The 12,665-nt window shown below is 35.4% G+C and carries 8 protein-coding genes; 3 read left to right on the top strand and 5 right to left on the bottom strand.

Annotated features, from left to right (window positions below; all coding sequences use genetic code 11):
* Positions 1–215: 215 nt before the first annotated feature.
* Positions 216–1,238, bottom strand: coding sequence for an AraC family transcriptional regulator (locus tag RT99_RS14320; protein WP_042565415.1), 1,023 nt, complete (start codon positions 1,236–1,238; stop codon positions 216–218).
* 229 nt (positions 1,239–1,467) lie between these two features.
* Here RT99_RS14320 and RT99_RS14315 point away from each other — a divergent pair, with 229 nt between their 5' ends.
* The 3 genes from RT99_RS14315 (at position 1,468) to RT99_RS14305 (ending at position 4,001) form a co-directional block, all read left to right on the top strand.
* Positions 1,468–1,953, top strand: coding sequence for a DNA-deoxyinosine glycosylase (locus tag RT99_RS14315; RefSeq protein ID WP_042565414.1), 486 nt, complete (start codon positions 1,468–1,470; stop codon positions 1,951–1,953).
* Between the two features lie 256 nt (positions 1,954–2,209).
* Entirely contained in the window at positions 2,210–2,644 is a 435-nt protein-coding gene (locus RT99_RS14310; RefSeq protein WP_042565413.1) for a DUF6526 family protein, read from the top strand.
* Positions 2,645–3,080: 436 nt separating this feature from the next.
* Positions 3,081–4,001 carry a hypothetical protein gene (locus tag RT99_RS14305; protein WP_042565412.1) on the top strand — a complete coding sequence of 307 codons (921 nt, stop codon included), beginning with the start codon at positions 3,081–3,083 and terminating at the stop codon, positions 3,999–4,001.
* Positions 4,002–4,456: 455 nt separating this feature from the next.
* On the opposite strand, the gene RT99_RS14300 is transcribed toward RT99_RS14305, so the two are convergent.
* From RT99_RS14300 to RT99_RS14285, 4 genes are all read right to left on the bottom strand, one after another.
* On the bottom strand, positions 4,457–6,481 hold the full coding sequence (locus RT99_RS14300; protein WP_042565411.1) for a glycoside hydrolase family 97 protein: 2,025 nt from the start codon (positions 6,479–6,481) through the stop codon (positions 4,457–4,459).
* A 26-nt stretch (positions 6,482–6,507) separates the two neighbouring features.
* On the bottom strand, positions 6,508–7,752 hold the full coding sequence (locus RT99_RS14295) for a glycoside hydrolase family 71/99-like protein (RefSeq protein WP_042565477.1): 1,245 nt from the start codon (positions 7,750–7,752) through the stop codon (positions 6,508–6,510).
* Between the two features lie 351 nt (positions 7,753–8,103).
* Positions 8,104–9,615, bottom strand: coding sequence for a RagB/SusD family nutrient uptake outer membrane protein (locus tag RT99_RS14290; protein ID WP_042565410.1), 1,512 nt, complete (start codon positions 9,613–9,615; stop codon positions 8,104–8,106).
* A gap of 25 nt (positions 9,616–9,640) precedes the next feature.
* On the bottom strand, positions 9,641–12,658 hold the full coding sequence (locus tag RT99_RS14285; protein ID WP_165587209.1) for a TonB-dependent receptor: 3,018 nt from the start codon (positions 12,656–12,658) through the stop codon (positions 9,641–9,643).
* Positions 12,659–12,665: the final 7 nt, after the last annotated feature.

The following is a 12,665-nucleotide window of genomic DNA, read 5'->3' as shown; positions in this document are numbered from 1 at the left end:
GGGACTAAGATTCTAAGTTTTTTTTTAGGCTGACGATATTTTCGAAACATATTTGTCGTTCAATCTTTGCGTAGACGCGTCTCTACGATTTACGTTGCGAAAAAAATTGTAAAAAAAATTGGCGTAAAGATTCATCCAAAAACAAAAAATTCTAAGATCCCAAAGTAAAAAACCTTAGAATCTTAGAATCTCAGTATCTTAGAACCTCTATAAAACTAAGCTGTAATAGCCAACGGATTCAAATTGAATTTATATTCTTTTGGACTGCAATTGAATTTTTGTTTGAAGATTTTAGAGAAATAGCTTCTGCTTGTAAAACCAATGCAATACACAATTTCAGAAATATTCAAGTCCGACGTTCTAATTAAAATTTCGGCTTTTAAAACACGCATATGTGTAATATAATCATTAACCGTGCGATTGTGAATCATTTTAAAACCTTCCTGCAATTTATTTGGTGACAAACCAGATTTTTTGCTCAATGATTTAATTGTAAATGGTTCTTCAGGATTGGCTTTTATAGCTTCAGAAAGTTCTTTAATTTCTTCCATTTCTCTTAAAGTCAAACAGTTTGTATCTTTTGAAGCAGCAATTAAATCATCTGTATGTTGTTGAATTTCCATAGCAAGAATAATTCTTAAAATACCTTCTTTCAATAAATTACGAACTATTCCGCTTTGATTTACAGCATTTAATTGCTCTATTTTTTCGGCAATTCTTAAATTATACGAACCTATGTAAAAGAAATCTTCGACAGTATTTTTACCAAAAAAAGTTTCTCTCACATTTTCATTCAATGAATGAGTCTGATTAACAGTCGCGTGAGTTCCCACAATAATCAAAGTAAATTTTGTTTTCTTATCTTTTTCAAAAAACAAAACATGTTCCTGATCTTGTTTAGAGGAAAGAATTGCTGTTTGAAACGTTTTCAATTTTCTTTCTTCGCCCGTAATTCCAAAACTGTGAGATAAATTACCTTTAGAACAATAAGCAAAATAAACCGGAGACGATTTTAAGTTTAAGATATTCATTCGAACATCGGCAGAAAAAGTCATATCAAACTGCACATACGAAATATCATCATTGAATGAAGCGCCGGTAATAGATCCTTTTGCAAAACTATTATTGACTTCCAAAGTATATTCATCTAAATCGAAAGTTACTTTTCCGCCTACGTTTAAAGTTAACTCATCAAAAATATTTTCGATTTTCTCTGTATTTATAGTTACTATTTTCATTTTGCGTGGATTTTAAAAATTCTACATTCTATTTTTAATAGATTTTTGAGAAACTTTTAGAAACAGAAACATTTCTTTTAGACGTTGGATTTCCTTAAAAATCTATCTGTCAAAGTTCGTTTAATGACCTTCCGAAAATGTTATATAATTTTTGTAATTTGTTTTATAATTACCTCTAAATGATTATTCTAATATTTAAAATTTTTTCTTCTAAATAAGTAAATACAAAATGAAAAGTTTTTCTTTCGCCCCAATAACTTCTAATGATGCTAATATTTTGATTTTAGGCACAATGCCGGGTACTAAATCATTAGAAATCAATCAATACTACGGTCATAAACAAAACAATTTCTGGAAATTTATGTTCACTATTTTAAAAGAAGATTTTTCAGATGACTATCCAACCAAAAAAGCACTTTTGCAAAAAAATAAAATAGCACTTTGGGATGTTTTACAATTTTGTGAACGAGTCGGAAGTTTAGACAGTGCCATAAAAAATGAAATTGCCAATGATTTTGAAACTTTCTTAAAAAGTCACCCTAACATAAAAACCATACTTTTTAATGGACAAAAAGCGGCGGCTTTCTTTAAAAAATACGTTCATCTTCAAAAAGAATATAACTTAATTACCTTACCATCATCAAGTCCTGCCAATGCGAGTAAAACTTTTCAGTCAAAATTAGAGGAATGGAAAATTATTGAAACCTTAATTTAAAATTCAATATTTGAATTCTATAATAAAATCATTTTAAAATGTAACAAAAAAGGACAGCTTCTAAGATAATTTTACCAAAGGTTTTAAGATATTTAAAATAATTAATCCTTTTAATTTATATGGACTCACTACTTATAAATTATTGCCAGGGAATTAGATTATAAAATATTGGTTGTTAGTTTATTTTTAAATAAAAGCTATTCTTTATTGAATAGCTTTTATTAATTTAACACTAATATTTAATGCAGAAGAAATCATGAAAATTCAAACATATTCAAACCATATTCGATTTTATTCATGGCATCATTTTATTTATTATCCTGTTTTGATCGCATTTTTGACAGGAAGTATATATTTTGTCTGCACCACAAACGATAAATTAATCTGGACATTTATAAGTGTCTGCTTTATTTTTTTGTTCTGTCTTGCCTTTATGCTTCGCCAGCATTATGCAATTACCCTCCAAAACAGAATTGTCAGACTCGAACTTAGGTATCGCTATTTTACACTAACCGGAAAAAGATTAGAAGAATTTGAATACAAATTAACCGACGATCAATTATTTGCCCTGCGTTTTGCGCCAGACAACGAACTCCTTGGTTTAATCGACGATGCCATCAAAAACAACCTCTCCGGAAACGCCATCAAAAAAGCAATTGTTCACTGGCGAGGCGATTATAATCGTGTCTAACAAAACCAACTTTCCATTAGTCTCTTTTAGAGGCTTTTTTTTTGAACTAACCAAAATGTAAATCAAAAATACGATCAACTCTCAGTATCTTAACAATCTGGGCGTACCACCATCCCGATAAGGGGGCAAATTTACATTGCGGTTATTCGCCCCCTCATCGGGATGCTGTCGGGCTATCCGCGCTACTTCGGTAGCTTGCTCCTATCCCTCACGCGACATTCAGTATTCACAAAAAAATATTTCAGCTTTTAAAACATTCTTACAAAATTAATTCACTAAAAAAGCATATAAAGTATCTTTATTTTTACAAAATAAAATATACAATACTGATAATCAAATAAATCTAAAAAATAATAAAATAAAAAAAGTAAGAAGAACGTTTTTTTTTGTTAACTTTAATTGCTAATTTTTGTCAATAAACCTAAAAAACAATCCTATGAAAAAATTATTTTCTTTGTTGGTTATTTCCCTTTTTTGGTTTTCAGCTCAGGCACAAACCACAGCCGAAATTCCTGCTGAAACCACTTTACCTACTTTACAAAATAATAATAATTTAGAAGATCTTCAGGATTATGATGTCAATGAATTGCCCTGGCACGCCAGACGATTTAAATTTACTGCAGGAGCATTTTTTCCTTTAAACAACACACAGGTTCAGGTTGGAAGAAATAGTACCGATACAGCAACCGAGATAGATCTTGAAGACGATTTAGGATTTTCAAAATCGAGCGTCTCGTTTTTATCAACATTCGAATGGCGTATTTCAAGAAGATCAAGACTAGGTTTTGAGTATTTTAATTTAGACAGAAATTCATCAAAAACTTTAGAAAGAGATATTACTTTTGGCGATCACACGTATAATATAGATGCCAGAATAACTGCCTTTTTTAATGTTCAGATTGCAAGAATCGCTTATGGATATGCCTTTTTATCTAAACCAAAATACGAAGCCGGTTTATTAATAGGATCACACGTTATGTTTGTAGATTTAGGTCTACGTCTTGAAGGAGAAGGACAGAGTGTTGAATATAGAGATAGTTTTAATTTTACTGCACCATTACCGGATGTTGGAGTTTGGGGAGAATTTGTTCTGGGAGAACGCTTTGGTCTTTATGTAAATGCTAATTACCTCGCTGTAAAAATTGACAACATTGACGGTAGAATTCTGAGTTATAATTTATCTCTATTATATAATGTACACAAAAACTTCAGTTTAACAGCCGGATACACAGGACTTAATTTTAAAATTGATACCGTAAGAGAGAGACTAAACGGATATTTAAAATGGGGTTACAATGGCCCAACTTTAACAGCAGCCTATACCTTTGGAAATCATGTTAAGCTTTATAAACATTAGATTTTTTTAAAGGTGCTAAGTTGCTGAGATACTAAGGTTCTAAAGTTTTAAGTTATTATCCTTGAAGCTTGAAATGACAAAACAAAAAAATCCGCGACAATCCGTGTCTTCGCTTGCGAATCAGCGTTATCCGCGTTCCATATCGCTCCTATAAACTTTTGTCGATTGAGCACGTGAGATTGCTTCATTCCTCGCAAAGACTTTACTTTTCGGAGTTTCTTTGTGATCCTTCGACTTCGCTCAGGAAGACAATCAAAAAAAAATCCGTGGCAAATCCGTGTTTTCGCTTGCGAATCAGCGTCATCCGCGTTCCATATCGCTCCTATAAACTTTTGTCAATGTGAGATTGTTTCGTTCCTCGCAAAGATTTTTCGCATTGTAAAAAACAAACCCGATATCTTCTTAAAAGATATCGGGTTTCTTACTCAAACTTAACTCAAAATAAACTCAAACAATTATTTCTGTACCGGAGAAAATTTTATAGCTGTTCCTCCGCCAGCTGCGAGTTTAATATCTAAAACTGTTTTACTATTTACTTTTTGTTTTGAAATCGCCACCGGATACGGATTTGTTTTATAATTTGCTCCTGCTCCATCGGCATAAATTTCGGCTTCGTATTCTTTTCCTGCATCTAAAAATGATAATGCTACTTTTAAATCCCGTGCCTCTTTATTTGTTATAGAACCCAAATACCAGTTTTTCTCGTCCCAGTCTTTGCGGACAATTGTGGTGTATTCTCCAATTTTAGAATCCAGAACTTTTGTGTCTGACCAATTGCACGGAACTTCTTTTACAAACTGAAATTCCAGTTTTCCTTCATAATTCTCCGGTAAATCTGAAGCCATTTGCAACGGACTAAAAACAATTACATACAATGCCAATTGATTGGCCAAAGTCGTCTGCACGCGCGCTCCGGATGGTGTTTTATAATCAAAATTGAAATTCCCCGGCGTGTAATCAAAAGGTCCTGAAAGCATTCTTGTAAAAGGCAAAGTTGTTAAATGTTCCGGCGTGTTTCCGCCATCTACAGACCAGGCGTTGTATTCCTGACCTCTTCCACCTTCCTGAGACATAAAGTTCGGATACGTACGCTGTAAACCCGTTCCTTTTATAGGTTCGTGATTGTCAATCATAATATGGTATTTCGCTGCCGTTTCCATAACTTTTCTGTAATGACGCGCTCCGTATTGGCTGTCGTGCCATTCTTTTTTGTCCAGATATTTGTTTACGTAGCCTGTTTTTACGGTATTTACGCCCATTTTTTGATATAATTTAAAAGCATCTTCCAGCTGACTTTCGTAATTTTTTGTGGCTCCGGCGGTTTCGTGATGTCCAATTAAGCGAACATTTTTCATAGCCGCGTATTTGGTAATTTCTTCCAGATTAAAATCAGGATAAGGTTTTACGAAACTAAACGCAGATCCGTCGGCAGTCCAGTCGCCATCCCAGCCTTCATTCCAGCCTTCGACAAGAACACCGTCGAAATTGTTTTTTGCAGCAAAATCAATATATTCTTTGGTGTTTTTTGTTGTCGCACCATGTTTTGGTCCTTGTCCCCAAGTGAATTTTTCGAGGTGCATTCCCCACCAGATTCCAATATATTTTGAAGGTGTTATCCAGGAAAGATCTTCAATCTTTGAAGGATCATTTAAATTCAGCATAATCGTAGAAGTTGTTAAATCTCCCGGATTTTTGCCTACAATAATCGTTCTCCACGGCGTTGTAAAAGGTGTTTCTGCATATACTTTTACGCCATCTGCCCAAGGCACCAATTCGCTTTTGTATTGTTTATTGTTTACTTTTAATAACGTCATTGAGGCAAAATCAGTCAAATTGGCTTCGTGAATCGCAACAAATAATTTTTCTTTGGTTTCAAAAGTGGCCGGCGTGTTTATAGTATCTGTTTTACTAACAGGCGTTTTACGATAGGTACTTTCATAATAACTGTTTTCTCTGTGAACAGGAATCCACCAAACCTCATTTTCTGATTTAAAAGTAAACTGCGTTGCTTCATCGGCAATTTTTACTTTGTTTAAATGAGGCTGTTTCGGAAAGAAATAGCGAAATCCAACGCCATCATCAAAAACCCTGAAAATAATATCAACCAAACGTTCTTCTCCTTTTGATTCTTTCAAATGAACAATCAATTCGGTGTGGTGGTCACGAACTTTTTTGAATTCGCCCCAAGGTTGTTCCCAGGTTTCATCAGACGTTTTTTCTTCGGTGGAAACCACTTCAAAACCTTCGGTCATTTTCTGAATTCCCTGAAATTCAAAACCCATCAAAGAAGGTTCTATAACCGATTTTCCATTCGATGAAAAACTGTATTGCGGCTGACCGGAAACAGTTAATTCAAAAACCAATTGGGTCGTTTTTCCAGGCGAACTGATTGTGTATGTTTTTTTAGTACCAGCACTGCACGCGTAAATCAATATCGACGCTAAAGCAATTAAACAGTATCTATATTTTATGTTTTTCATTATTTAATTGTATTAATTACAACTCTTTATTTAATTTCATTTATCAATTGTTTTGCTTTTGCAGGCTGTGCAGAAACAAAATAATTAAAAGCCTGATCTAATTTTTGCTGCACATCGGCATTACTTTTCTTTTCGATTCTTAAATTGTACATTTTACTGATTTCAGGAAAAACCGATTCGGTACTTTTTACTCCGGCAAAAGCTTTTACTTTTTCGATATAGGTGTAGCCAAATTCTACCGTTGGTTCAAACATTGTTCCTTCGCCAAAGTCGTTCCAAGTAATTAATTGCAAAAAGTTTAGGTTTGCATTTTTAGCCAAAGCTAAAGTTTCATCCAAAGTCGCTCCATTGTTATGTTCAATTGTCCATCCAATCGCTGCTCCGCCCCCGCCTTCGGCATAAAAATCTTTAAAACCGGGATAAGCACTTCCTATTGCAACATTTAGTTTTGGTTTTGTATTGGTATAAAAATTCGTCAGGTAAGAATTGTCTTTATACACCCACGCATATTCTCCAGAAGCATTTACTCCAGCCTCTACAGATTGATCCCAAAGGGTGACAAAAGTAGGTTTTGTTGTTATGGTGTTAAAAACGTTTGTCCATTCTGCTGGTGTTTGCAATACAATTGGTCCGAAGTTTAGCAACAATGGTTTTCCGTTTACTTTGATGTAGTTTGCATCATCAAAATAATTTTTCTCCATATAAGCCAAATCTGTTTTTGCTGCTGCGGTTACAGAAATTGCTTTTCCGGCATCAACAGCACTTTTGGTTACTCTGTCTTCATAAACGATGGCATATTCTAAACCAACTTTATTAAGCATGGCAATTAATTGTTCTGTGTTTTCTTTGACCATTCTGTAATCAAAAACATCATAAGTGCCGTACCAATCGATTAAAACTCCATCGATTCCGGAGTATTTCATTAGTAATAAATGGTTTTCGATCACATTTTTATCGCCTGAATGGTAAGGCCCAATTAGTGGATAATAATACGATGCAATTTCTCTGCGATTGTTTGCGCCAATCGTGTTCGGATTTTTGTTGGCCATTGTCCAGTGATATCCCCATTTTTTGTCGGCACTGCTTTCGTTGGTTTCAAACCACGGCATGTAATGCACGTAAATTTTGGTGCTATTTGTTTTTTCAATCGCAACGGGCGCAATTACTTCTGGTTCTGCAGGTGTATCTGAACCTTTGTCATCGCTGCTGCAACCGGCGGCGATTAAAATATTCAAAATCCCAAAAAACAATAATGTGATATATCTTTTCATATTAATGTGTTGTTTGTTTTGTTTTTTTGCCACTTAATTTTTCTCACGCAGATTTGGCAGATTGAGCTGATTTTTTAATCATTTTAATTTGAAAATCTTTGGCTAAAATTATTTCACGCAGATTTAAAATAGATTTGAGCAGATTCCGCAGATCTTTTAATTAAATTAAATCTTTTTTAATCTGCTTTAATCTGCAGAATCTGCGTGAAACAAAAACTATTCACACAGATAAAATAAATCTGCTTAATCTGCCAAATCTGCGTGAAAAAAAATCCTTTTAATCTGTAAAAAAACAATAAAAGATGTCAGCCTTCCACGACTAACCAACATGGAAGACTGACATTCCAGAATCTAGTTTACAGGATATCCGGGATTCTGATTAAGGTTTTTATTTGTGGTCATTACAGTACTCGGAATTGGAAAAATCGCTCTGTATTTTTCTGTCGCTCCTTTTTCCCACCATGAATCGAAGAATGTTCCAAAACGAATGTTATCTGCTCTTCTTCTTCCTTCAAAAGTAAATTCGCGAAGCAATTCCTTATCGACATAAGCAAGATCAATCGTAGCTGGTAATTCTGTTCCGGCGCGAGTTGCAATTTGCTGTAAAAATGGTTTTGCTAAATCTGCAGATCCTAAACGAACATAACATTCTGCCTGCATCATCAAAATTTCTGCATAACGAATTACGACAAGATCGTGATCGCGTTCCCACATTTCGCCCGCTTTCATTTCGTATTTTCCCAAACGAACACCTTCATTTTCTTTGGCATCGGCAACACTTGTCACCGCTTCTGTATAGGTTAGAGGTTCTCCGTTATCCATCATAATCACTTGTCCGGTTGCTAAATTAATCTGATCTCCGGCCACCATACATTTTCTTCTTTTGTCTGTTGCTTCAAAAGCTGAATAAACGCCTGGCTGTGCGCACATTCCGTTGGCGCTCCAAGGATAATCTCCAATGGCAGAAAGCGTTAATTTATGCAAATAATGACATGACATTGAACTCATATAATTTCCAACAGTTCCCGCTTTTGAATCATATGGAATTGCAAAAATAATCTCTGGTGATTTTTCGTTTTGTGTCGCAAAATTGGCAAAAAAATCAGGCGCTAATGTATAACCCGTAACTTTCTGGCACATGTCGATGCAATCCTGCCAACGCGGCGTTCCCACAAATGCTTCTGAATTTAAATACAATCTTGCCAATAATGAATATGCCACATTTTTAGTGAATTTAGAATACACCACATTCGAAGTTAAATGCGGAAGCGCATCCAATAATTCTTTTTCTACAAAATCATAAACCTGTTTTCTGGTAGAATTTGACGGCAACGAAGTATCTTCAAAATTTACTACGATTGGCACATTTCCAAACATGTCAAGAAGATTGTAATAATAATACGCTCTCAATGCTTTTAATTCGGCATAAATTGGTGCTTTTGCGTCATCTGTCAATGACGATTTATCGATTTGATAAATGATCGAATTGATCTTTGCTATTCCGGTATAATTATAACGCCATGCCGAAAGAATCATACGGTTGTCTGGTTTCCAGGTGTGTTTTTGTGCATCCTGATATTGTCCGCCATCGTACCAGTTTGTTCCTCTTGTTGGAATAGTGGCTTCGTCTGAAACGGTTTCATTTAAAAAGAAAACATATTCGCAAGTTGGGTAATTGTTTGAAATTCCGTCGGCAAATCCTCTTAGCGAAGAATAAGCGCCACCAACCAATGCATCAATTTCTTTTGGCGTATTTCCGAAGTTTCCATCTTCTACTCTATCGTACAAATCTTCATCTAAGTTTGTACATGATATCGTAAAAAGCATGCTCATCAATATTGCTGCTGTTATTTTGATTTTCATTTTTTATATTTTTGAGTTAATTCGCTTAATTGTTAAACGTGAAATTTAATCCAACAGAAATCGTTGTTGGGCGAGGATAATTATTATATCTGTCAATTCCAGGCGCTGCCAATCCGGTTTGATCCATTACTCCGGTTTGGTTGATTCCGTCTTGTGCATTTAGACCAATTTCAGGATCAACACCTTTGTATTTTGTAAACACGGCAAGATTTTCGCCCATTAAATACATTCTCAATTTTGAACCTTTTAATTTCAATGGTAATGTATATCCAACAGAAACGGTTTGAAGTCTAAAGAAAGAAGCATCTTCGATCCAGTAACTTGAGTATTTTGGTGCAGAAGTAATACCTGTATTCAGGAAATCATCAGGAACATTAAAAGCTGGTAATCTGTTTGGGTCATTTAACATCATGTTTGTGGCATTTAATGCTTTTTGACCAAACATTCCGTAACCGGAAATTCCTAAATCAAAATTTCCATAAGTAAAATTCATTCCGATCCCTAAAGTTAAATCCGGCTGAATATTTCCTAAATCTCTTTTATCAGCATCTACTAAAACGTCGTCCAGAACTTTTTCTCCGGCGGCATTGTAGTACAACATTTTTCCATCGGCGCCAAGCCCTGCACTTTCAAATCCCCAGAAAGTTCCAACCGGATATCCTTCTGCAATAATTTGAGAATATTGTCCTGACATACCCGCTAATCCGTGTAAAGATCCGCTGTAAATTACATCTGTTTTATAAGTAGGATTCGATAGTTTTTCTATTTTTTGAACGTTGTGTCCTAAAGTCAAATTCGCATCCCAGGTAAATTTATCCCCTTTTACGATGTCTGCATTCAGCGTAAGCTCAACTCCTTTATTTGACATTTCACCTACGTTTGCCAGCATATTTCCCACTAAATAAGGCGGTTGCGGCACTTCATAAGTATATAATAAATCTCTTGTAGTTTTAGAATACCATTCGAATGAACCTGTAATTCTGTTAAATAAACTAAAGTCTATACCCACGTTTACTTGCTCTGTAGATTCCCATTTTAAATCAGGATTTGGGTTTTGTTTTGGCGAATAAGCCAAACTCCACGTTCCTGTAACAGGATCATAATAACTGTCGTTACCCACTCCTAAGATCGAAAGTGATTTGTATTCACCAATTCCATCCTGATTACCGGTAATTCCCCAACCTACTCTTAGTTTTAAATTGCCTAACCAATCTTTAGAAGAAGTCATAAAATCTTCGTTAGAAATTCTCCACGCTGCCGATGCAGATGGGAAAGTTCCCCATTTATTGTTTTCTCCAAAACGGCTTGAACCGTCACGTCTTACTGTTGCAGTCAACAAATATTTGCTATCGTAACCGTAATTGGCACGTGCATAAAATGAAACCAAATTCGATTTTCCTTTGTAGGAGTACACATCGCCCAAACGATAATTATAACCTGCTCCTAAATTGTTGTAGCCAAAAGCATCTGTTACAAAACCGGAACGCTGTGCGCCAAAACCATTGTAAATATTTTCAAGGTATGAATATCCTGCAAGTGCGCTAATATTATGTTTATCAATAACTTTAGTATAATTTACATACAATTCTCCTTGTGCATTTGTATATTCTGCATAAGTTTTTTGAGCATAACCGCCTTCTGTTCTTCCTTCCATAACAGCGTACGAAGGTTTGTATGTACTTCCCTGCATCGCATTATGTTCTAATGAAATATTGGCAACTGCCATGAAATCATTTAGAAATTTAACCTCAGTTTTAAAATAACCTAAAAGTCTGTGTCTTTCATTATCAACGGTTCTGTTGGTTAAAATTTCAACCGGATTTTCGTAGATATTTCCGCCTACTGAAGAAAAATCTCCGTTTGCATCATAAACCGGAATTGTTGGATTCAAATTATAAGAACGCTCAAAAATCCTGTAATCAATTGGGTGCCATTTATCGATATTGGCAAATAACCCCATATCAAATTTTACGGCTTTATTTTCGCCAAGATATTGGTAGGCGTTTAAGTTTCCGCTAATTCTTTCCAGACCGCTTGTTTTAATAACACCTTCATTATTTAAGTACGAAAGAGACGCTCTAAAACCGCTGTCTGTTTTTCCAGAATTGATGCTTAAAGTATGCGATTGCGAAATGGCAACTTGCTCGATTTCTTTTTGCCAGTTGGTATTTCCGCCGTAATCAACAGCGTCCATATTTCCTGTTTGACGAACTTGTGTTCTCCATTGGTTTGCCGACAAAAGATCTAAATTATCAGCCACATAACCTACGCTTGATAAACCGCTGTACGTAACAGAAACTCCTTTTGTACCCGATTTTGTTGTAATAATTATAACTCCGTTTGCTCCTCTTGAACCATATATGGCTGTCGCCGAAGCATCTTTAAGAATGTCAACCGATTTAATATCCGAAGGCTGAACCACGTTGATATCAACGCCTGCAATTCCGTCAACTACAATAAGCGGACTGTTACTTGCCGTTAAAGATGTTCCTCCGCGCAAGCGTAAAGTAGAACCCGCTGCAGGATCTCCGGAAGGACGAATCACATTCAATCCCGCCACTTTTCCCTGCAAAACTTGTTCTGTCGAAGAGATTGTTCCTTTAACCAAATCATCTGCACCAACGGTCGAAATGGCTCCGGTTAAATCTGATTTTTTCTGAGTTCCGTATCCCACAGAGACAACCTGAACTTCTGCTAGTTGATATCCGTCATTTTGCAAACGAACATCGATATTTGAAGATGCTGAAGTGATTTGAACTTTTTGTGTTGATGAACCGATGAACGATACTTCGATAGCACCTCCTACGGCTACATCCAGTGAAAATTTTCCGTCAAAATCTGTTGTGGTTGCATTTTTTGTGCCTACTTCAATAATCGAAGCTCCAGGCAAAACACTTCCTGTATTGTCATAAACGGTACCTGATATTTTCTTTTTTCCCTGCGCAAATATTCCTGCCGAAAGGAAAAGCATGAAAATCATGAATACCACCGATTTAGTAGTCCACATTTGATGCAGGACTATTTTTTTATTTTTACTATTCATTAGAATT

The sequence above is a fragment of the Flavobacterium sp. MEB061 genome, from assembly GCF_000834715.1.
Classification (GTDB): domain Bacteria; phylum Bacteroidota; class Bacteroidia; order Flavobacteriales; family Flavobacteriaceae; genus Flavobacterium; species Flavobacterium pectinovorum.
The sequence above is the reverse complement of the archived record's forward strand: the minus strand, read 5'-3'. Positions and strand labels throughout refer to the sequence as shown.